This window comes from Draconibacterium halophilum, assembly GCF_010448835.1.
GTDB classification, from domain to species: Bacteria; Bacteroidota; Bacteroidia; order Bacteroidales; family Prolixibacteraceae; genus Draconibacterium; species Draconibacterium halophilum.
The window spans coordinates 544,190-568,814 of sequence record NZ_CP048409.1; the positions used below are offsets into that span (position 1 = coordinate 544,190).

A 24,625-nucleotide genomic window follows, 5' to 3' on the forward strand; every position below is an offset into this window, starting at 1 on the left:
GCTTACAGCTATATTAAACCAATATTTATTAAAACCTATGAAACCGTATATTCTGACTTTTGTACTACTTCTATTTACATCAATAACTTTAAAAGCCAATGAGCCCGATTCGGCCTATGTTTTTTCGTATACAAGCGGAAATAACCGCAATACTGCAGGTTTGAATTTGGCATGGAGTATCGATCGTGAAAACTGGCATGCCATCGGTCCTGAATTCCGGTTTCTGGCAAGCGATTTTGGAACCTGGGGAGGGCAAAAGAAAATGTTCGATCCTTTTTTGTTTCAGGATGACGATAGTTTGTGGCATTGCCTGTGGACATTGAACGAAGACGTACAACAGTTTGCGCACGCCGCTTCAACCGATTTGTATAACTGGAAACGGCAGTCGTATCCCAAGGTAGTTGAAGAAGGAAATGTGACCAACATTGAAGTTGCTTTTGATGAGCAAAACAAAGTGTATACAATCACCTGGATCAATGAAAATAAAGGCCTTGAAACGATCTTCAAGACCACCACAAACGATTTCAAAACCTATTCTGTAACAGAAGAAGCAACAGAAGCTGATCGGCTGAATTTGCGCAAAACTGTTCGCATTGATGGTGAAGTGCAGACCGGTGTTATCAATAAATTGTCGTGGAATGAAATTGATGCCCTGATTAAATGGAATGAATGGAACCGTTTTCATCAACAGCAAAGGGCGGATAATACTTCGTTGGATGCAGAGCGGTTTATGGATTTGGAAACTGTGAAAGCAGAAATCGCTGTTTTCCCCGAAAAAAGTAAAGCCATCAGCGATATGCTGATCGGGATATTTTTCGAGGATATTAATTACGCGGCAGACGGTGGTCTATATGCTGAGTTGATTCAAAATCGTGGTTTTGAATACCAGCTTTCGGACAGAAAAGGAAACGACCCAACATGGACAGCTAAAAAAGCTTGGAGTTTATCGGGTGAGGAAGCCAGTTTTTCCATTGATACCGTTGCACCAATTCATACCAACAATAAACATTTTGCAGTACTTGATATTGAAAAGCCCGGAGTTGCATTGGTAAACGACGGCTTTAACGGAATTGCTGTTGAAAAAGGTGAAAAATACAACTTTTCAGTTTTTGCCAGGATGTTGGATGGAGTGAAAAGTAATTTGCTTGTAAGACTGGTTGACGGAAACGGAGAAGTGTTGGCAGAGGCTAAAACAAAAGCTTTTTCCAGCGATTGGAAAAAGCTGGAAGCACAATTGACAGCAACAAAAACCACGGCAAAAGCAAAACTACAAGTCATCCCACAGGATGCAGAGAAAGTAGCTTTAGACATGATTTCTCTTTTCCCGGAAAACACTTTTATGAATCGTAAAAATGGTTTGCGTGCCGATCTGGCGCAGGCAATCGCCGATATGAAACCCCGCTTTGTGCGTTTCCCCGGTGGTTGTGTGGCGCATGGCGATGGATTAGAAAATATCTATCGCTGGAACAACACGGTAGGACCATTGGAAGCTCGTGTTCCGCAGCGAAACATTTGGAATTACCACCAGTCTGCCGGACTGGGTTATTTCGAGTATTTTCAGTTTTGCGAGGATATTGATGCTGAACCGATCCCCGTTTTAGCTGCCGGTGTTCCCTGCCAAAATTCGTCGTGTGGAGGGCACGGTCAACAGGGCGGAATTCCGATGTGCGACATGGGGGATTACATTCAGGAAGTGCTCGATTTGATTGAATGGGCAAACGGCGATAAAAGCACCAAATGGGGAAAAGTACGGGCCGAAGCCGGACACCCGGAACCTTTCAACTTAAAATATCTTGGTATTGGAAACGAAGACCTGATTACCGATGTTTTTGAAGAACGTTTTACCATGATCTACGATGCCGTTCGCGAGAAATATCCTGAAATTACGGTGATCGGAACCGTTGGTCCTTTTTACACCGGCACCGATTATGTTGAAGGCTGGGAATTGGCAACAAAACTCGAAGTTCCAATGGTTGACGAACACTATTATCAGCCTCCGGGTTGGTTTATTCATAATCAGGATTTTTACGACCGCTACGACCGAAGCAAATCGAAAGTTTACCTCGGAGAATATGCAGCACACCTACCGGGCCGACCAAATAATATTGAAACGGCACTGTCTGAAGCGCTTTATATGACTTCGGTTGAGCGAAATGCCGATGTAGTAACCATGACGTCGTACGCACCACTGCTGGCCAAAGAAGGTTTTACTCAGTGGACTCCTGATTTGATCTATTTCAACAATACCGAAATACATCCAACGGTAGGTTATTATGTGCAGAAACTATATGGAAACAATGCTGGCGATTCATACATTCCGTCCGAAATTAAACTTTCGGACAATAGTGAGGACGTGAAAAAACGAGTGGCGATTTCGGTAGTGGAAGACAGCAAAACCAACGATCTTATCGTTAAACTGGTAAACTTGCTTCCTGCAGAAGTTGATGCTTCAGTCGATTTGTCCGGGTTTGATATTGCTGATTCAGAAGCTGTATTATCGGTATTAAAAGGAAAACCGGACTCCAAAACCGCAAAACCGGAGGACAGCAAAATTAGTGTGTCAGAGAAATTTGATTATTCGTTACCAGCCTATTCTTTTTCGGTCATACGGATTAATCCATAAACTGAATGTTTTGCTTTCGAAAATCGATTAGATTAAGTTGATTTATATCAAGTTAAAAAGCCCGCTAGTCTTATGGTTCTCGGGCTTTTTATTTCTAATTTCGAGAGCTTGTGCCAACAATTTTAATTTATAGTTGTTTGGAGTAAAATAAAATTTAGAAACTATGAAGAGCTTATTTCGAACAAAATTAAACAATACAAGTGTTCACTTTTCGCTGCTGCTGCTTCGTTTGGCTGCAGGAGGTTTTATGCTTACGCACGGGTTTCCAAAACTACAACGCCTTTTAGCCGGCGAAATGCAATTTGGCGATCCACTTGGCTTGGGAGCTGAAGTATCTTTGGTATTGGCAGTTTTTGCCGAGTTTTTCTGCTCCATTCTTATCATGCTTGGATTGGGAACTCGTCTGGCTGTAATTCCATTAATTGTTACCATGGCTGTTGCTGCGTTTATTGTTCATGGTGCCGATCCATTTGGTCGCAAAGAAATGGCTTTATTCTATCTGGTAAGTTATATTGTTTTACTACTGTCGGGTAGTGGTAAAATTTCAGTTGATCGTTTCATCAGCAGAAAATAGAAGGCTTTTTTCGGATTAAAATACCAAAACTGCCGAAGTATATTTTCCGGGAACGGAACTCATTTTCAGGCTGCCACCGTGCAATTGCATGATCTGCCGGGAAATACTGAGTCCGATTCCCGAACCATTTTCTTTGGTGGTAAAAAACGGAACAAAAATTTTGTCCATCAATTCATCCGAAATTCCGGGGCCGTTGTCTGTAACCAAAATGCTTGGGTGACCTGTTTCGTTAACCGTCGCTTTGATCGTGATTTTTGCATTTTTATTGTCTTCATTGGCCTGATATGCATTTTTCACAAGGTTGATCAACACCTGCGAAATTTGCTTTTCATCGGCATGCAATTCCAGTTCAGGAGGCGTAACATTACACGATAACTCAACATGTTCGGCATTCTCAAACGAAGACGATAAGATCCGTATATGATCGATAAGGTTTTTCACCTGGAAGATTTTCTTTTCAGGAGCCGGTAGTCGCGTAATCTTTCGATACGACTCCACAAAATTGATCAGTCCTTTACCTTGTTCGCGAATGACTTCCAGCCCGCGAATGGTTGTCTCAATCGTTTTAGTATTAATATCTTCAGGCGATACCATTGCCCCGTTTTGGTAGAAATATCCGGCCAGACTTTCCGATAACGAGGTAACCGGAGTAATGGAATTCATGATCTCGTGCATCATTACCCGTATCAGTTTCCGCCACGAATCCAACTCCTTTTCATCCAGCTGGTTTTTAATGTCATGCACCGAAATAAGCATCAACTCATCTTTGTCAGAAATAAATGAATTCGACTTGATGAGTAATTGAAAGATGCCGCTTTTTAAATGTAAAGTGATCAGTCTTTGCTCGGAGGGTTGTATTTCTTTTATAGTCTGAAAAAGTTTGGGATCAATTCGTTCCAACTGGTTAGTATGCGTAAGCACATCCACTTCAAAAAGTTGTTTGGCAAGTTTATTCGAATGCAGAATAAAACCTTTCTTATTGAAAGTGAACATACCGGTGGCAGCGTGCTCCAGCAGGGCCTGAAAATATTGTTCCTGCTTTTGGTTGTCGAGATAGATTTGCTGAATTTGTGAGTTTACTTTTTGCAGGCTTTGGTTGAGGTCGTTTATAACTTTGTTGTCGATGTTATTCGGGAATCGCAGGGTTGAGTCTTCGTTTTTAATAGCATCGAAAAAGTAAAATATCCGGCGGTTAATGCGGTTCAAGAAATAGATGAGGTTAATGGTGACTCCTAAAATAAACAGTGTCGGAATAATGGCAAAAATGTAAGCTTGCCTGTCGAAGATTATCCACCCAAGAAATAGGGCACCGGCCAGTAAAAGCAAGACTCTGACCAGGATTTTAAAATATAAGTTTTTACTGATCATAGCCCGTATTTTTTTATTTTGTTGTACAGTGTTTGGCGTGTAATTCCCAGTTTATCGGCAGCCAGACTCATGTTCCTGGTATTTTTGTCAATGGCCGAAACGATCATGCGTTTCTCCATCTCTTCAATGGTAAGGTGTTCGTCTTCAAACTTCGAAGATAGCAACTGTTTAAAAAAGAAATCCTCGGGTTTTAATACCGTTGAATCGCTTAAAATCACAGCCTTTTCAATAGTGTGTTGCAATTCGCGAATGTTGCCGGGCCAATTGTATTTTAGCAGTTTTTCTTGTGCAGGCTGGTTAATTTTTAATCCGTGTTTTTCATACTTGGCAGCAAATTTCTTAAGAAAGAAATCGGCCAGAATGATAATGTCGTTTCCTCTTTCCCGTAGCGGAGGAACTTCTATTTGAATGGTGTTAATACGGTACAACAAATCTTCGCGAAACAAACCTTCAACTACCATATTCTCCAGTTTTTTGTTGGTGGCACAAACCAGGCGGATATCCACCGGAATGGACTTGTCGGAGCCCAACCGCATAAACTCGTGGTTTTGAATGGCTGCCAGTAGCTTGGCCTGCAAATGAAACGAAAGGTTCCCGATTTCGTCGAGAAAGAGTGTTCCTTTGTGTGCTGTCTCAAATTTCCCTGCTCGGTTTTCACGGGCATCAGTAAAAGCGCCTTTTACATGGCCAAAAAGTTCGCTTTCAAAAAGTGTTTCGCTAATTGCTCCCATATCAACACTTACCATCACTTCGTTGCGACGTTGCGAGAGGCGGTGTATTTCGCGGGCAATCAGTTCTTTTCCCGTTCCGTTTTCTCCGGTAATCAGAATGTTAGCATTGGTTTTTGCCACTTTGCGCACCATGTTCATCACCTGCGTAAGTTGTGGCGACGAACCAATAATAAATTTCTGATCACGGTTGAGTTCCTGTTTTAATCCGGCCTCTTTCTGTCTCAGTTTTCCAACTTCAGTTTTCGAGAAATTAAGTTGAACAGCAGCTTTAACAGTAGCCAGAAGTTTGCTATTGTCCCAGGGTTTGGGCACAAAATCGGTGGCCCCCTGCTTCAGTGCTTTTACAGCCAGTTCCACTTCGCTGTAGGCAGTAATCAGCACCACCGAGATATTGGGATAACTCTTTTTTATCTGTTCAAGCCAGTACAAACCTTCGTTTCCGGTGTTTATTCCGGCCTGAAAATTCATGTCGAGAATTACAACATTGTAGTTGCCGGTGCGGAGTTCGTTCGGAATGAGGTTCGGGTTGGTAATTCCTTTCACGGCATCGAATTCCTGCCCCAGCAAAATCTCCAGGGTGCTGATAATGCTTTTGTTGTCGTCAACTATTAAGATGTTTCCTTTTGGCATGGTGCGCATTATTGTTGTCATTTCGAAGGAAGAATGACTGAGAAATCTCTTTCAAATTACTCCGAAAAATAGATTTCTCACTGCGTTCGAAATGACAATTGGTTTTCGAAATGACAAATCAAAATTAGACTAAGCCCAAACCATTTCCAATCAACTGTAAAAATATTTTACAATATTCTGTAAATATTTTTAACGATTCAAAGTGAGCTGAATTGGTAAGTTGCACTAAATCAATGTGTAGGCTTTGTGGCATTATAATGGCACGGATAGTAAAAACAATTTTTATACGATGATCAAGAAGCGAATAGTTTTTATAATAGTTTTATATTTAATAATTGGAAATACGATTCAGGCTCAACAAAAGTGGAGTTTGAACCAATGTATTTCTTATGCCATTGAAAACAACATCAATTTAAAAGAGTACGAGATTCTTGAAAAACTGTCGCTGGAAGACGCGCAACAAGCCAAGCGCAACATGTTGCCGGATTTAAATGCATCAACCAGTGCGGGATTGAACTTTGGTCGCTCAGTCGATCCAAATACGAACGCTTATATCAATACCGAGTTTTTTAACAACACTTATAATTTGTCATCGTCTATTGCCGTTTTTGATGGATTTCGTATTCAGAACCGGATAAAATATCAGCAATTCAGAAAACAGGCCTCGGAATACAATCGTTTAAACGCAACCGATGATTTGGCTTTTAACGTGATGGTGGCCTTTTTCGATGTGGTTTATTACAAGGGAATGCTCGAAATTGCCAATGAGCAGGTAGAAGCCTCGAAGCTAAGTTTGAAAACAACAGAAAAGAAAGTGGAAGTGGGTTTAAAAGCTAAAACCGACTTACTGGACATGCGGGCTAATCTGGAAGAGGAAGAACTAAACAAAATTAAGATTGAAAACACAGTGGAAACAGCCACCTTAAAACTGAAACAACTGATGAATTATGTGTCAGCTGATGAAATGGAACTGGTAGATGATTCGTCGATTGTAGTTAATGAAAAAGTAGCCCAGCCGCAACAACTTTTTGAGCAATACACCAGTTGGTCACCTTATTACCAATCGATTGAAGCCAATGTAAACGCCACCGAAAAAGGCCTTGCTTTGAGTCGCTCGGCACTCTATCCTTCGCTTTATGCCAATGGATCGTATAACACCGGTTTTTACGAAACCAATACCGATGCCGATGGTAATACGGTGGCTTTTGGCGATCAATGGAAAAACAACAAAAATCAGTATTTGGGAGCCCGGTTAAGTATTCCAATTTTTAATAAATGGGCGATTCGCTCCGATGTGAAAAAAGCAAAACTCGAACTGCAACAGGCCAAAAATAACCTCGATAATGAAAGGCAAAAACTGTTTTTCGAGATGGTAAATAACCTCACCGAATTGGAAGCTTTGTACAAAGAACACAGTCAGTATGTAAAACGTACCGAGGTTGACCAGTTGGCCTTTCAGGCTGCCGAAAAGAAATTCGACCAGGGCTTGATTGATATCAACGATTACTACATTGCTAAAAACCGGTTGGCAACTACTCAGAGTTCGGTTTTACGCTCGCGCACGCTGTGGGAGATAAAAATGAAAGTACTGCAGTTTTACAGAGGACAGCGTTTTTGGGAAGGTGCCCCCTCTAACTCCCCCAGGGGGGAGAATTAAAAAACGGATGAGAATGATAAACATAGTTCTAAAATAAATGCTCAAAACTCCTCCCCTTGGGGAGGTTGGGTGGGGCTTAAAGTACCATCGATATGGGAATGGATAAACAAATAGAAAAGAAAAAAGGCTTAAAAGCCAAACACATTATTTGGATTGTTGGTGGATTGGCATTTGCCTTTCTGTTGTATAAAGTGGTGATGGGAAGCAGCGGCTCGGTGTTTCGTGCCGAGAAAGATAAGCTAACGATTAGCACAGTTACCGACGGCGAGTTTAACGACTACATTACCGTAATTGGCCAGGTGGAACCCATTACAACAATTTTCCTTGATGTGGAAGAAGGGGGAAAAGTGGAAGAGATTTTCATTGAAGAAGGAGCGATGATAAAAAAGGGGGATGTGATTCTGAGATTGAAAAACAACGACCTGAATACCACCATTATGAACAGCGAGTCGAATATGGCTTACCATTCCAACGAGCTACGGAATACACAAATTGCCATTGAACAACAACAGATCGGTAATCAACGAGCCAAGCTGCAGATTGATCTTCAGGTAACTCAGGCAGAGCGCAAATACAAACAATATAAAGCATTGTACGACGATGAACTGATTGCCCGGGAGGAATACCTGCGGGCAAAGGAAGACTATGAGCTGACGTTAAAAGAAAAGGAGTTAACATACCTGAAGTTTGAGCAGGATTCGATTTTCCGCACTAACCAGAAGAAAAATATGGACGAGAGTCTGGAAAACATGAGGGATAACCTGAAAATGGCTCGCCTAAGGCTGGATAACCTGAATGTAAAAGCGCCAGAGGATGGTCAGCTGGGATTATTAAATGCCGAGATAGGTGAGTCTATTGGGCGAGGTCAGCGCATTGGGATGGTAAATATTTTAACCAATTTTAAAATCAATGCACTCATCGACGAGCACTACATCGACCGGGTTCGTCGCGGACTGAATTCCTCATTCGATCGTGGTGGCGACAATTATAAGCTTACAGTTAAAAAAGTATATCCCGAAGTTCGCGAAGGCCAGTTTGAAATTGATATGATTTTTGAAGGAGCCAAACCGGATAACATCCGAACCGGGCAAACCTACCACACAAAATTGCAGCTGGGGCAACCGGAAAAAGCAGTGCTCATTCCAAAAGGTGGTTTCTTCCAAAGTACAGGTGGGCAATGGGTGTATGTGTTAAACGATAACGAAACAGAAGCTGAAAAACGCAGTATCCGAATTGGAAAGCAAAATCCACAGTATTACGAGGTTTTGGAAGGTTTGAAAGCAGGAGAAAAAGTAATTACGTCGAGTTACGACTTGTTTGGCGACAACGACAAGATCGTTTTTAAGTAAGAGCCCCTCCCAACCTCCCCAAGGGGAGGAGGAAGCAGGCCTCTCCCTAACCCGCTCCAACGGAAAGGGAACAAGAAGAGAGAACAAAGACATTAAAATGAACAACAAATAATTGAAATATAAATTTTTAAAATCCTCCCCCCTCGGGGGAGTTAGAGGGGGCTTCTATCATGATAAAAACAACAGAACTAACAAAAGTATTTCGCACAGAAGAAATTGAAACCAGTGCCTTGAATAAGGTTAATCTGCACATTAAAAAGGGCGAATTTGTGGCCATTATGGGACCATCGGGTTGTGGAAAATCAACCTTGCTGAATATTATTGGCTTGCTCGACAACCCAACTGGCGGAGAATATTACTTTGATGGCGAGGAAGTTGGCGGACTAAAAGAACGTAATCGCACATTACTGCGCAAAGGAAACATCGGCTTTGTTTTCCAAAGTTTCAATTTAATCGACGAATTGAATGTGTATGAAAACGTGGAACTTCCTTTAATTTATTTGAAGTTAAAAGCCCGCGAACGTAAAGAAATGGTTGAAAAAGTATTGGAACGCATGAAAATTGCTCACCGTAAAAAACACTTTCCGCAGCAATTGTCGGGTGGCCAGCAACAACGTGTGGCCATTGCCCGTGCGGTAGTTGCCAATCCAAAATTAATATTGGCCGATGAGCCAACCGGAAACCTTGACTCTAAAAACGGACTCGAAGTAATGAATCTGTTAACCGAACTCAACCGCGAAGGTACAACCATTGTAATGGTAACTCACTCGATGCACGATTCAGAATTTGCTCACCGCGTTGTAAACCTGTTCGATGGACAAATTATTACTGAGGAAGTGAAAAAGGAGATGGGAGAAGTGCTGCTATAATCTTATTTATACAGTACAAAATGGTACTCGTAGGTACGAAACTATTAATTGTTCACCTAAAAAATCAGATTCATGTTTAAAAATTACCTAAAAACCGCACTCCGAAATCTGATGAGGAACAAATTTTATTCCTTAATAAATATTGTTGGTTTGGCCATTGGTATTTCTGCATGTATTCTAATTCTTTTGTATGTACAATCCGAAATCAGTTACGATAAATTTCACGATAAAGCCGACCGCATTTATCGGGTAAATTTATTTGCTGTATTAAGTGATGACAACATTAATCAACCGGTAACCAATCCGCCTTTGGCAAGGGTAATGCAAAATGAAATTCCTGAAGTTGAAGAAGCTGTTCGAATAACTAATTTTTCGCAACCTGTTATCCGACATAATGATGATGTATTTAACGAAACAGAGTGGTATTTTGCTGATGCCAATTTTTTCAAAATCTTTACTGCACCTTTTATTATCGGCAATCCTGAAAATGCTTTGGCACAACCTAACTCAGTGGTTTTAACCGAATCAACTGCGAAACGCTATTTTGGAGAAAACAATCCTGTCGGGCAATTTCTCACCTGGGAAAACGACCGCGATTATCTGATAACAGGAGTGATACATGACTTCCCTCAAAACTCACATATTAAACCCGACTTTCTGGCCTCAATAAAGGGACAGAAGGTTGATAATAATATGGAATGGATAAACAACATGGTTTATACTTATTTCCTGATGAAAGAAGGATTTACCAAACAGGATGTAGATGCCAAACTTGAAGGGCTGGTGACAAAATATGTTGGACCAACCGTAAAACAATACATGGGTGTTTCGTTTGAAGATTTTCTGGCGCAGGGAGCAAAATACCGCTGGTATGCACAACCAATAAGCGAAATTCATTTCGACAGAGATGTATCGCAGGGGCCTGAACCTTTGGGCAATAAAAGCTACATGTTAATATTCTCGATTATTGCAGTTTTTATACTTGTAATCGCTTGTATAAATTACATGAATATGTCTACTGCACGCTCGGCCAAACGGGCAAAAGAGGTTGGAATAAAAAAAGCATTGGGTTCAAACCATAAATCTCTTGTAATCCAATTTTTGTCCGAATCAATTTTTGTTACCCTAATTGCATTGGTACTTGCATTGGTACTCATAAAATTAATGCTTCAGGGTTTTAATAGTTTAATCGATAAACAACTTGTTTTTTATTACTTCAACAATTTCAAAACGATTCCATTAATGATCCTTTTTGGAATTGGAATTGGAATAATTGCCGGCAGTTACCCCGCCTTCTTTTTGGCATCGTTTAATCCTGTAAAAGTTATAAAAGGAGTTCACAAATCTGAAGGATCGCAGGGGAAATTGCGCAGCGGATTAGTTATTTTTCAATTAATAGTGTCCATTATTCTCTTTTCAGGAGCCTTTTTGATAAGCAAACAATTGAGTTTTCTTCAGAATAAAGAATTGGGCTTTAACAAAGAAAATCTTGTTGTAATAAACAAAGCCAATTACCTTGGAAACCGAATGTCATCTTTTAAAAATGAATTACTTGCTCAGTCTGGAATTCTGCAAATTACAAACACTTCTTCAGTTCCGGGGCGAATTAACACCAGCAGCACATTTTTTCATCATTCGGCAAACGATCCCCGTGGAATGAATAACATCTGGACCGATTGTGATTTTATAAAAACTTACGAGGTAGAATTAAAAGAAGGTCGTTTTTTTGAAGAAGGTAATCCATCAAATGCCAGATCGGTTGTACTAAACGAATTGGCTGTTAAAAGACTGGATATTGAGGATCCGATTGGTAAAAAACTTTACCAGCAGGAAAAAACGGATGAGGACGCCTACACAATTATAGGTGTCATGAAAGACTTTAATTGCGAATCGCTACATCAGGAAATGAGCTCTTTGGTAATATTCAACGGAAATGGTGAAAACTTAACTGTAAGAATTGCAGGAGGTGAACTTCAGCAAAGTCTTAAAACAATTCAACAGACCTGGGATAAATTTGCCAACGGACAAAGTTTAGACTTTGTGTTTTTCGATGAAGATTTTGGCCGTTTATACAATGCCGAAGTGCGAACCAGAAAAATAGTTACCATATTCTCTGGACTCGCAATTTTAATTGCCTGTTTAGGACTTCTTGCTTTAGCCGCTTTTGTTGCCGAACAACGTACAAAAGAAATTGGAGTTCGAAAAGTAAACGGTGCCCGCATCGGAGAAATTCTTCTTTCGCTTAACCGTAATTTTATGAAATGGGTGGGAATTGCATTTGTAATTGCTGTTCCCGGAGCCTGGTATTTATTAAATAACTGGCTCGAAAATTTTGCTTACAAAACAAATCTGAGCTGGTGGGTATTTGCTCTGGCCGGACTTGCAGCACTCATTCTAACAATTATTACCGTTAGTTGGATCAGTTGGAAAGCAGCCACCAAAAATCCGGTGGAGGCCTTGAGGTACGAATAATAATAAACAATTTAGAAACTGGTTACCAGATAATAGAAGTCAGAAATAAAACTAAATGTTACAATGAATACAGTTAGAACAGCAATACGTACTTTTTTAAGATATCGCATCTACACCCTAGTAAATTTAACAGGATTAGTATTGGCCTTTTCGTTTGCCATTGCTCTTTTAATGCATGTCCAATTCGAATTTTCTTTCGATAAATTCCATCGCGATAAAAATCAAATATTCAGGGTAAATGAAATTTCAACAAACCCTAAAAGCACAGAAATTTCGCCTGCTATTCGAGCACCGTATGGGCCAGCATTAGAAGCGGAAATTCCAGAAATTCAAAATTATGTCAGAATAAAACCAGCAAGAGAAGAACTGGCGTGGGGAGAAAACAAGATGAGGTTCGACAAAGTGTTGTATGCTGATAATAATTTCTTTCAATTCTTTACCTTCTCTCTGCTTACAGGCAATCCTTCAAATGTTTTAAATGACAATGAAATTGTTATTACCGAAGAAACTGCCGACAAGTTATTTGGAGAGCTAGATGCGATTGGTAAATCCCTTTTATTGAAAAACAAATTATACACTGTTTCTGCTATTGCCAAAAATCCTCCGCATAATTCACACATTCAATTCGATGCAATTGTTCCGATCAACACCCTCCTTAATTCTCCCGACATTTATGTGGGCTGGGATGGTGGAATGTCAACACATACTTTTGTTCAGGTAACTGAAAAAGCTAAACAAAAAACTATTAAAGATAAATTGGTTCCCTTTTTATGGTCGAAGGTTAATGAGAAAAATGAAGACAGTGGTTTTTTCTCCGAGTTTACGCTCGAACCCTTGACCAGGATCCACCTTTTTTCTGATGTGGATTATGATAATTTTAAAAAATCCGATATCAAAAGTGTACTGATTTTATTATTAATCAGTTGTATAATTCTGTTTGTTGCCATTCTAAATTTTATTTTTATTTCAACCGGAATTCTGTCATACCGTGGTAAAGAGTTCCAGATTAAAAATTATTTAGGCTCTGGCAGGTTTGAAGTTTTCAAACAATTGTTTGTCGAAAATAGTTTGCAATTTTCAGTTGCAGTTCTGTTCTCCATGCTGTTGGTAGTTACTTCCGAAAACTTTATTTGTTCTTTATTCGGCTACAGCTTTAATTTTCTTACCGGAAAGATTTTCTCCACTACCCTTTTTCTACTTATTTTTTGTGTGCTAGTGAGTCTTCTAATTAGCTTCATGGCATCATATAATTATTTCAAAAATATTGGAACAGGTTCTTCAGTCCAAATAACTAGTGTGGGGTTTCGGAATAAGAAATTAATTTCTGTATCGGCAATCCAGATTGGTTTATCTATTGTTTTAATATCTTCTGTTATTGTTACCTCCAAGCAGTTGAATTACGCACTTAATAAAGATTTGGGTTTTACACAAGAAAACATTATTCAAATTTCGCATTCTGAAATTGGACAAAAAAAGGACGCATTAATTAATGAAATTGGGAAATTGCCAGGCGTTAGAAACGTTACTGCCAGCTTTGGAATTCCTGGACTTGAAACTACAGCAAACGGTTATAGACCGGAAGGTGGAGACCAATGGTACATCTATAGTGCATTGTATGCTGATGAAAACTTTTTAGCTACTTACGACATAAAACTTCAGGAAGGAAGAAATTTTCACACTGGAAAATCAGGCGAGAATGAACCTTTTCTTATCAACCGAACTCTGGCAACATCGCTTGGTTGGGATAATCCAATCGGGAAAACACTTTTTAGAAATGGAACTCACGAAATAATTGGTATAGTAGAGGATTTTCATGTGGGTTTAATCTACTCCAAAATTCCGCCTCTTATTATTTCGAAAGAAATGCAGGAAAATTTTTATTCACTTTCGGTAGCCATTCAAACAGATAACACCAAACAAACACTAGCAAATATCGAAAAACGCTGGAAGAATGTAATGCCCGGTGTTCCTTTTGAGTATTCTTTTTATGATGAAAAATTTGAAAAATTGTACGCAAATATTCAGCGAACAACTAACATATTGTTACTATTTACAGCCATTGCCATCATTATCTCGATGTTGGGATTATTTGGTATTTCGTTGATGCTTGTGAATAGCAAAACCAAAGAAATTGGCATTAGAAGAGTAAACGGCGCAAGAGTATCAGAAATACTAACGATGCTCAACCGCGACTTTATAAAATGGGTAGCCATATCTTTTGTGGTAGCCTGCCCAATTTCGTACTACGCCATGAATAAATGGCTCGAAAACTTTGCTTACAAAACCAATTTGAGCTGGTGGATTTTTGCTTTGGCAGGAGTGCTGGCATTGGGAATTGCATTACTAACAGTGAGTTGGCAGAGTTGGCGGGCAGCTACCAGAAACCCTGTTGAGGCACTCAGATATGAGTAAACAATAAAATACGATGAAATGAAATTTATTGAAACAAAACAGATTATCAGGAGAATATTGAGAAATAAGGTTTATTCAGCAATAAGCATTGTTAGCTTATCAATAGGATTGGTTTGTGCAATTCTGGCTTTTTTATACGTAAAGTATGAGTTTAATGTGGACAAATGCTTTACGAATACTGAAAATGTATATCGACTCACAATCAATAATGTCCCGCCGGCCACATTCCACATAGGGCAACCTCCCCGCTTTTTTGATGAAATAAAAAAAGATATTCCGGAGATTGAAGATGGTTCAAGAATTTACCTGGATCCGGTAAATATTAAAATGGAGGAAAATCGATTTAACAGTTATTTTCTGGGTGTTGATCCTTCATTCATCAATCTGATAGGTTGGGAAATGATTGCTGGCAATCCGGCCACAGTGCTTTCATCTCCATTTTCAGTAATAATATCAGAAAGCAAAGCCAAACAATTCTTCAATGATAAAAATCCGATAGGCGAAACGATAGAGATTGACAATCAGTTTGAATATAACATTACCGGAATTTTTAAAGACATTCCGGAACATGCACATATCAAGGGCGATTTTTTTGCGTCAATTTCATCAATGGAAAAAAGAAATGATGGTTTCTTTTATTCATGGGGAAATCATTCAACAGCGTTTTATTTCAGAATACCGGAAAGTGTCGATATAGAAGCAGTAAATAACAAAATTGCAGAAATATGGAATGCTTCATCCACAGACACAGCTTGTAAAGGGGACTTTGTTCAAGCTAAATTACAAAAGTTTTCAGATGTTTATTTGAGGTCGGGATACCTGGAGAATAGTCCCGGAAATATCATATACACTTTGGGTGTAGCGATAATTGCTGCATTGATACTGTTAATCTCGTGTTTTAATTTTATCAACCTGACCATTGCAGTAAAAAGCAAACGAAATACAGAAACAGGAATAAAAAAGGTACTTGGCGCTAATCTAAAAACATTCATGCCGCAAATTCTTATCGAGATTCTTGCTTACTTATTCATTGCTTTATTGATAAGCATTATATCCGCGAAGCTATTGTTACCTTCATTGAGCCAAATCATCAATAAGGATTTAGGAATCCTATTTACCGATTTCATCCCACTTACTGGATTCATTATTATAGTATGCTTTGTAATCGTCTTATTATCCGGTATATTTCCACTTATTCAAACATTTCGTGTGGATACCTCAAATGCACTAAAAGGAGTTGTACTATCCACATCTAAAAAATCACCTAAAACAATTTCACAATTCCGTTTTAGTAATATTCTGGTCGTTTCACAGTTTGTAGTAAGTATTTTGCTAATCCTTTGTGCTTTTGTTATTAACAACCAACTTCGGTTGATCCGCCATCACGATCTGGGGTTTGACAAAGAACAGGTATTAGTGCTTCGAAACGATTTGGGAAACACCTATCAGCGGTTTCAAATTCTTAAGAATGATCTGGAAAGTTATCCTGAAGTAATTTCGATAAGTAGTGCCAGTCATGTACCTGCAAATAATTTAACAAACTGGGGAGGCCCTTCGGTTGCCGGAGATGAAGAAAAGAGTTCGCAACAATGCGGTCTTGTATCAATAGACAATAAATACTTTCAAACAATTGGTGCAGAGTTTGTTAGTGGTGCTGATTTTGAACAGTCCAACACCTCATATAAAGACAAGATTATTATCAATGAAGCCCTTCAAAAAGAGCTGGGATTAGTGAACCCGATAGGACAAAGACTTATAACCATAAGGGACAGAAAGGAAAAAGAAATTATTGGTGTAGTAAAGGATATTGAATATGCCACTATTCATTCAAAGAACTTACCGGTAATGTTCTTCTTTAAAGAGAATGGATTTGACACATTTAGCCGGTATATTGTTATAAAATTAAAGTCGGCAGATTTAACAAAAACCGTTAGCAATATAACAGAGAAGTGGAATAAAGTATCACCTGAATATCCAATGGGGTATTTCTTTTTAGATGAGTTATTCGATCAAAACTACAGGGGCGAATCACAAACCGCAACCTTAATGAATGCTTTGACAATTTTAGCCATCTTTCTCAGTTGTCTTGGCTTGTTTGGCCTGGCAATTTTCAATATAAATGGAAGGATCAAAGAAATCGGCATCCGTAAAGTAAATGGTGCTAAAGTTTCGGAGATACTTGCCATGCTTAATAAAGACTTTATAAAATGGGTAGTTATCGCGTTTATTGTAGCTACTCCCATCGCTTATTATACCATGAATAAATGGCTCGAAAATTTTGCTTACAAAACCAACTTAAGCTGGTGGATATTTGCCCTTGCCGGAGTACTGGCTTTGGGAATTGCATTGCTAACCGTTAGCTGGCAAAGCTGGAGGGCGGCAACGAGGAATCCGGTTGAAGCCTTACGGTATGAGTAAGGCGAAGATCCTTGATTGTAGCATTGGTGATGGAATTTCAAATTACAATAAAAACATTCGGTTATGTTTAAACAAGAAATGAAACAGATAGTTAGGGGGTTAAGACGGCAAGTTGCTACTTCTACCATGAATATTTTCGGATTAGTAATTGGTTTCACATTTGTTATTCTTGTTGGGATTTACGCTTTCTCGGAAATGAACTTCGATCGCTTTCACGAAAACCGGGAAGCAATTTATAGGGTAGAGTTAAGTTTACCAGATTTGGATTTATGCACAACGCCGGGCATCATGAGTTCGTGGATTAAGGGAAATATACCCGGAGTGGTTCATTCGACAAGGATTTTGAACGATGAAGAAGGTGGCATGACAGAGCGAAATATTGTCTACAATCAAACAAAATACAAAGTTGATAATCCTTTGGTGGTCGATGCCGACTTCTTCTCAATGTTCTCTTTCGGAATTTTATCAGGTGAGGTAAGATCATTTTATACCGATAAATATTCGGTGGCGCTTTCCAAATCTTTAGCTGGAAGAGTTTTTGGGAAAGAAAATCCCATTGGAAAAACTATTGAATACAAAGGAGAAATGTTTACTGTAAGGGCGATAATGGACGAAATACCCCAAAATTCATCCATTCGTTTTGATATGCTTTTGCCTGCTGCAAATATGCCGGGTTATGTTACAACGGGTTGGGGAAATAATACGGTGCATACTTTTTTTCAAGCCGATGAATTTTCCACTTACGATCAGCTACAACAAAAACTGAGCAACGGGATGATTGCTGTATTCAATTCACTTGGAGCCCCGGAAGTGGCTAAAAGCAGAAGTTACCATCTTAATCCGCTGGCTAAAATTTATTATTCCCCAAATTCTCACGACAATTTATGTGCACACGGAAACAGGAAAATAACCCTGATGCTGCTAACCCTGGTTTTGATTGTTCTTTTGATAGCCTTACTTAACTATGCAAACACTATTTTATCACGGGCAACCGAAAGTATAAAGAAAATTGGTATCCGTTCTGTAAACGGTTCGTCACGGGCAAACAACGTCCGTTTTCTGGTTTATCAGGCCATTGTTCCGAGTACGATTGCCGTGATTTTTGCATTTATTATTAGCTACCTGTTAAAGAATATATTGGGCAACTTTTTGAATATTTCTATCCCTGATTTAAAATTCTCATATTTTCTGATTGCGCTTTCAGTAGGTATATTGACCGGCATCGTTGTTGGCTTGTTTCCGGCATTAAAATTTACTTCGTATAAAATTACCAGTTCACTAAAAGAAAGCAATAATGCTGGCAGGAAGCTAAACCGACTGGGGAATGTTTTTTCAATCGCCCAGTTTGCAGCTTCAATTGTATTGATAATTTCAGTTTTTACTATCTACAAACAGATGAATTTTGTTTTTTCTGAAAGTCGCAAAAACCTGGCTGGTGGAGCAGTTATTTATATGCCAGTGGCAAACCGCAGCCCACAAACTGCCCCCAATATCAAATTAATTGAAGAGACATTAAAACAGCTGCCTGAAATTAAAAATGTTAGTACTAGTTTGCATATGCCCGGAGATGAACATTATTCTGATTTTAGGATACCACTTTTAAAAAATGGGGAGGAAATGGTCATTTCTACTTATCGGAACATGGTTGGAGTTGATTATCCGGACGTCATGGATTTTGAAATTGCAGAAGGCCGTTTTTTTGACTCTGATATAAAGTCAGACTACATGTCGTACATTGTAAATGAGTCATTAATTAACAAGTATAACATCGATGATATTTCGAAAGTAACACTTGATGGTGCGCCAATAATTGGGGTGATAAAAGATTTTCACTATAATTCGTTACATAACACAATCGAGCCTTTGGCTATTTGTTATGAAGAATCATACCAGTCAAGGATTGTTATAAAATTGGCATCTGCCAATACCTCCTTAACCGAAACGATTAAAAAAATTATCAATACAACAGATAAAATAGACAACGCAGCAATTACAGATGTTTATTTCCTCGACCAGCATATTGCCAAACTATACGAAAAAGAAATACAGGTTTCAAATATCTTATTTGCTTTAGCATTGTTTTCAATACTCATTTCGGGTATGGGACTTTTTTCCATGTCGATGTTAATTTCAAAAATGAGAACCAAAGAAATCGGCATCCGTAAAGTAAACGGCGCCAAAATCTCAGAAATACTCGCAATGCTCAATAAAGACTTTATAAAATGGGTAGCCATTGCTTTTGTAGTTGCCTGCCCAATTGCATATTACGCCATGAATAAATGGCTCGAAAACTTCGCTTATAAAACCACTTTAAGTTGGTGGATTTTTGCATTGGCAGGGGTACTGGCTTTGGGAATTGCATTACTAACGGTGAGCTGGCAGAGTTGGCGGGCTGCAACAAGGAATCCTGTGGAGGCACTCAGATATGAGTGACGAAATCCCGATTGCCCGGGATGTAGCCCTGGGCATAAATAGCTTTTCTGACAAATATTCATACACTCAATGTCAATAATTTTGACAAAAACAAATCGAGTTAATAACGCAACAAGCTAATCAACTGAAACTTACAAAAGAGGCATTGTTATTGAAAAAACATTTACAAAAGAACAAGCGTAAAAATTGAAAATCAGATTTTACAAAATCATTTTCACAGTATGGCATGATTACAAGACATTACTGAATTTGAAAACAAACTAAATAAAACAGCCATGATAAAACTATTTTTTAAAACAGCCATTTATCATTTGCGGAAAGATTTGTTCCACTCTTTTTTAAATATTGGTGGATTATCATTGGGACTGGTTGCATTTTTATACATCGCCACCTATACTTTTCATGAAATAAGTTACGATAGTTTTCACTCAAAAGCTGATCGGATTTACCGATGTGTTGCTCATGTAAAAATGGGCGAAACAGCTCAAAACATTCCAAGGTCTGAAATCCCTTTGGCTGCTGCCGCTAAAAACGATTTTCCAGAAGTAGAAGAGGCTGTAAGATTGTATCCTCTTTCTGAAATAATCACCCGGTATAAAGAGAAAAAATTTGTTGAAAGTGAAATATGTTATGCCGACGCTGAATTGTTTGATGTATTTGATTTTAAATTGCTTGAGGGAGATCATAAAACAGCACTCCTTGAACCCAACTCAATTATACTCGAAAAGGAGGTGGCTCTTAAATACTTTGGAGATGAAAACCCCATGGGCAAATCAATTTTACTACACAGTGAAAAAGATCCGTACGTGGTAACTGGCATTCTCGATAAAATCCCTAAAAACTCAAATTTACAAAGCAATATATATGCGTCGTTTTGTACGTTACAGGAAAGTAAGCGCATGGATTCCTGGGGTAATTTTGGCAATACCTATACTTACATTGTCACAAAAAAAGGCACCAATATTGAAGAATTTGAAGTAAAATTTGACGCATCAATACGAAAATACGAAGATGCCATGATACAAAAAGAAATGGGCATCTCTCTCGCCGAATTTGAAAGCCAGGGTAATTTATTCATTCATAAACTTCAACCCTTAAAAGACATACATCTTAATTCAACTTATGCCGAAGAGTTGTCAACCTATGGAAATAAGCGTTTCCTTTTCATATTCGGTATAACCGGAATAATAATACTAATTATCGCTTGTTTTAACTTTGTCAATCTCACTACTTCAAGAGCATCGTTAAGGGCAAAAGAAATTGGGGTGAAAAAAATTATAGGCTCACCACGGAAATCAATTATTTTTCAAATTCTTATCGAAACATTTATTCAGTGCCTGATTGCACTTCTCCTATCAATTCTAATTCTTTTGCTTATTCTTCCATTTCTTAATCAATTTTCGGGAATAATTATTCTGCCCGAATATTTACTAAATCCCTTAACACTAATAACCATCATTTTTATACCACTAATCATTACAATCTTAGCAGGTAGTTATCCTGCGTTCATTATCACGGCTTTTAAACCGGTTGATGTGTTAAAAAGGAAATTCAAAGAAGGAAATTCTAAATCGCTAACCAGAGGTGGATTGGTGACACTTCAATTTGTAGTATTTATTGCACTGGTATTTTGTACACTAATTATCCGACGACAAATTAATTATCTGCACTCACAGAACCCCGGATTCGAAAAAGAAAATGTATTGGTTGTTAAAAATATGGGGTATTTAGGGAACAATCGAAATAGTTTCAAGATGGAACTGCTTAAAAATCCATCTGTCCTTTCGGCGTCATATTCATCAACATTGCCCTCGGTTGATGATAATTCCGGCAACATATTTTGTGAACAGGGAAGTGACAAAACCCATTTAATGAACAGGATGCAAGTTGACGGTGATTTTCAGAAGACACTGGGGGTTCAACTAAAAGATGGCCGGTTTTTTTCCGAAAATGTGGCTTCGGAGAAAGACAATGCAATTATAAATGAAGCAGCAGCCAGGTTGCTGGGATGGAGCGATTGTACTGACAAATACATTCATGACTATAACTACGAACAGGATTTTAAGGTTGTTGGCATCATGAAAGATTTTCACATGAAGTCGATGCGGGATGAAACACTTCCCCTTGTTTTAAAATGTAGTGATGCAAGTAGTTTTCTTTCAATAAGTGTACGGTCGGATAATTTACCGGGAATGATAAAATCGCTAAAATTGAATTGGGAAAATTTTAACAAAGAAGCTCCATTTGAATACTTCTTTCTGGATCAGTCATTTAACGCTCAATACAAATCGGAAGACCGTTTGGTAAAAGTAATTGGTGTTTTTACCCTTTTTGCAATCATGATAGCTTGCATTGGTCTGCTAGGTTTGGTATCATATGCTGCAATCCAAAAACAAAAAGAAATAGGTATCCGCAAAGTCAATGGAGCCAAAATTTCTGAGATATTAACCATGCTAAACAGAGACTTTGTAAAATGGGTAGTCGTTGCATTTGTTGTTGCAGTTCCTGTTTCGTATTACGCTATGAGCAAATGGCTCGAAGGTTTCGCATATCGAACAAGTTTAAGCTGGTGGATTTTCGCTTTGGCAGGCTTGCTGGCTTTGGGAATTGCGTTGTTGACAGTTTCATTTCAATCGTGGAAAGCGGCTACTAAAAATCCTGTCGAGAGTTTGAGGTATGAATAGTTTGAATGAATAATTTTTTCGATGAAAAGTGAGTATTCTGTTTTTAACAAGTACCAAAACTAATTTAAACACCAAAAATGATGAAAGAAAAAATAAGACAATCGTTTAAAAATATGAGAGGTAGTAAATCATATCTTTTCATAAATATCGGTGGACTATCCATTGCATTTGCAGTTTTTATACTCATCATGTTGTTCGTGGTTAATGAATTTAATTTCGACAAATTCAATACAAACGGAGACCGGGTTTACCGAATTGAGCAAGGTGAATACAACCAGGTACCAATATCTATTAGCAGAATATCAAAAGAAACTTTTCCTGAAGTTGAAAATTCTGTAATGATTAAATCAACTAATAATCATTGGATTAGTTACGAAAAGAACTTTTTTGAAATAAAGGACTTCTGTTTTGCCGAGAACTCATTTTTCGAAATATTTTCCGTTCCATTTGAAACAGGCGACCCTAAAACGGCACTTAACGAACCTTTCACAATTGTACTCGCAGAATCGCTGGCAAAAAAAATATTTGGTGATAAAAATCCAATCGGGGAGCAGGTTAACTTCAAGAATCAGAATGATTATACGGTTACCGGTGTAATAAAAGATTTGCCCGATTTTCATTTGCCGGCAAAAGCTATTGCTTCGTTTAAATCGGTTGAAGTCAGTTTTAACCTTACGGATGAAAACTGGAGTTGGAATTTGGTTTCATACATCATGCTTTCCGAAAATCACGACAAGGAATTGCTTGAAAAAAAGATGGATAAACAATTCCGAAATATCGAACAATGGGATGTAAAAGAACCGGAATTTTCATTACGCTCATTTAACGATATTTATCTTGCTTCCGATACCGAGGCAAACGACGAAACAAAACACGGGAGCATGACGCTTTTAATCATTTTAATGGTGGTTGGTGCATTTATTATTCTTATTGCAAGCATCAATTTTATTAACCTGACTATTTCCAGAGGACTTAAAAAAACTAACGAAATTCATATTCGTAGAATTCTTGGAAGTTCAAAAACGGCAATCATTTTTCAATACATGCTCGACTCCGTTATTTTATGTACAATTTCAATTTTAATTGCTTTCGCGATAGTGTTCCTTTCCCTTCATTCTTATGAAAATTTAATAGGCAAAGAGTTGAATATTCTCAACGTGCTGGACCTCAAATATATTCTTTTAATTGGTGTCGGAATAGTAAGTCTTGGAATTATCTACGGTGTATTTCCTTCCTATTATTTAACTAAAGTGAGTACAAGGCAAGGCACTAATGGAGGTCAAACAGGAGCAAAACAATCCGGATTTAATGTGGGTTTAATTACTTTTCAGTATATAATATCTATTATCCTGATTTGCGGTACAGTTATTACTTACAAACAGTTGCTGTTTACATCGAACAGCAATCTCGGCTTCAACAAAGAACAAGTATTGAGTGTTGATTTGGGGCCTTCGTTTACGGATAATTTAAGCACTTTTAAATCGAAATTACTTGAAAATCCAAACATTAGCGGAGTATCTTTTATTTCGGATGATATTACGATGCTTAAACAATATGGCACCGTAGTTAATGTTGATGAAGAGGGATATGTGTTCAAATTTGCTGTTATCGACCCTGAGTTTATCCCGATGATGGATATTGAACTTCTACAGGGAGATAATTTTTCGAAGGATATCCAAAGTCAAATGGGCAAAAGTTATATTGTTAACGAGGCGGGATGGGATATTCTAAAAAACTCAAAAACAAAAGATGCCGGTTATAAAATAAATGACGGGACCTTACTTGGGGTAATAAAAAATTTCCATTTTGAATCGTTTCACAATAAAATTGAACCCATGATTTTTTATTGGGCGAATAACAACTACTACAACAAAGCATTGTTAAAACTAACTGCAGGAAACACTGCTCAAACCATCAATTATATTGATAAAGTATATAAAGAAATGGCTCCCGAAAGTTTATGCAAGTATCAATTTGTTGATGAAGAATTTAATTATTTATACAATACTGAAAGGATGATGGTGAGGCTGCTGGGCATTTTCTCATTGTTAGCCATATTTATTGCTACGCTTGGTATTATTTCACTTTCAACCATGGCGGCAGAAACCCGAACCAAGGAAATTGGCATACGAAAAGTAAACGGCGCTAAAATATCAGAAATATTAAGCATGCTAAATAAAGACTTTGTAAAATGGGTGGCACTTGCATTTGTTGTAGCAACCCCAATTGCCTATTTCGTCATGAATAAATGGCTAGAAAGCTTCGCCTACAAAACCAGTTTAAGTTGGTGGATTTTTGCCCTGGCCGGATTACTGGCGTTAGGAATTGCATTGTTAACAGTTAGCTGGCAGAGTTGGAGGGCAGCTACGAGGAATCCGGTTGAAGCACTTCGATATGAATAAAAC

Annotated in this window: 13 protein-coding genes; 11 read left to right on the top strand and 2 right to left on the bottom strand. The window is 38.3% G+C overall.

Annotated features, from left to right (window positions below; genetic code table 11):
• Positions 1–37: 37 nt before the first annotated feature.
• Entirely contained in the window at positions 38–2,623 is a 2,586-nt protein-coding gene (locus G0Q07_RS02060; RefSeq protein ID WP_163344516.1) for an alpha-L-arabinofuranosidase C-terminal domain-containing protein, read from the top strand.
• A 163-nt stretch (positions 2,624–2,786) separates the two neighbouring features.
• A complete protein-coding gene (locus G0Q07_RS02065) occupies positions 2,787–3,197 on the top strand; it encodes a DoxX family protein (RefSeq protein ID WP_163344517.1) in 411 nt (136 codons plus the stop codon).
• 15 nt (positions 3,198–3,212) lie between these two features.
• Here the strand turns inward: G0Q07_RS02065 and G0Q07_RS02070 are convergent, their stop codons facing one another.
• Both G0Q07_RS02070 and G0Q07_RS02075 read right to left on the bottom strand, forming a co-directional pair.
• Positions 3,213–4,565, bottom strand: a complete 1,353-nt coding sequence (locus tag G0Q07_RS02070) for a sensor histidine kinase (protein WP_163344518.1) — start codon at positions 4,563–4,565, stop codon at positions 3,213–3,215.
• Positions 4,562–5,947 carry a sigma-54-dependent transcriptional regulator gene (locus G0Q07_RS02075; RefSeq protein ID WP_246222968.1) on the bottom strand — a complete coding sequence of 462 codons (1,386 nt, stop codon included), beginning with the start codon at positions 5,945–5,947 and terminating at the stop codon, positions 4,562–4,564. The genes G0Q07_RS02070 and G0Q07_RS02075 overlap by 4 nt, the downstream gene beginning before the upstream one ends.
• A gap of 268 nt (positions 5,948–6,215) precedes the next feature.
• Between G0Q07_RS02075 and G0Q07_RS02080 the strand changes: the two genes are divergently transcribed.
• The 9 genes from G0Q07_RS02080 to G0Q07_RS02120 all read left to right on the top strand — a co-directional run bounded on the left by G0Q07_RS02080 (position 6,216) and on the right by G0Q07_RS02120 (position 24,622).
• The gene (locus G0Q07_RS02080; protein WP_163344519.1) at positions 6,216–7,583 is read left to right on the top strand and encodes a TolC family protein; all 1,368 of its coding nucleotides are present in this window, start codon (positions 6,216–6,218) and stop codon (positions 7,581–7,583) included.
• A gap of 98 nt (positions 7,584–7,681) precedes the next feature.
• A complete protein-coding gene (locus G0Q07_RS02085) occupies positions 7,682–8,932 on the top strand; it encodes an efflux RND transporter periplasmic adaptor subunit (protein ID WP_163344520.1) in 1,251 nt (416 codons plus the stop codon).
• Between the two features lie 170 nt (positions 8,933–9,102).
• Entirely contained in the window at positions 9,103–9,801 is a 699-nt protein-coding gene (locus G0Q07_RS02090) for an ABC transporter ATP-binding protein (protein WP_163344521.1), read from the top strand.
• Positions 9,802–9,912: 111 nt separating this feature from the next.
• Positions 9,913–12,273, top strand: a complete 2,361-nt coding sequence (locus tag G0Q07_RS02095) for an ABC transporter permease (RefSeq protein ID WP_163344522.1) — start codon at positions 9,913–9,915, stop codon at positions 12,271–12,273.
• Positions 12,274–12,336: 63 nt separating this feature from the next.
• A complete protein-coding gene (locus tag G0Q07_RS02100; protein WP_163344523.1) occupies positions 12,337–14,685 on the top strand; it encodes an ABC transporter permease in 2,349 nt (782 codons plus the stop codon).
• Between the two features lie 18 nt (positions 14,686–14,703).
• Positions 14,704–17,103 (top strand): ABC transporter permease, encoded by a 2,400-nt coding sequence (locus tag G0Q07_RS02105; protein WP_163344524.1) that lies wholly within the window; start codon positions 14,704–14,706, stop codon positions 17,101–17,103.
• A gap of 63 nt (positions 17,104–17,166) precedes the next feature.
• Positions 17,167–19,536, top strand: coding sequence for an ABC transporter permease (locus tag G0Q07_RS02110; RefSeq protein WP_163344525.1), 2,370 nt, complete (start codon positions 17,167–17,169; stop codon positions 19,534–19,536).
• 275 nt (positions 19,537–19,811) lie between these two features.
• Complete coding sequence (locus tag G0Q07_RS02115; protein ID WP_163344526.1) at positions 19,812–22,220, top strand: ABC transporter permease; 2,409 nt, start codon at positions 19,812–19,814, stop codon at positions 22,218–22,220.
• Between the two features lie 77 nt (positions 22,221–22,297).
• A complete protein-coding gene (locus tag G0Q07_RS02120) occupies positions 22,298–24,622 on the top strand; it encodes an ABC transporter permease (RefSeq protein ID WP_163344527.1) in 2,325 nt (774 codons plus the stop codon).
• Positions 24,623–24,625 lie beyond the last annotated feature (3 nt).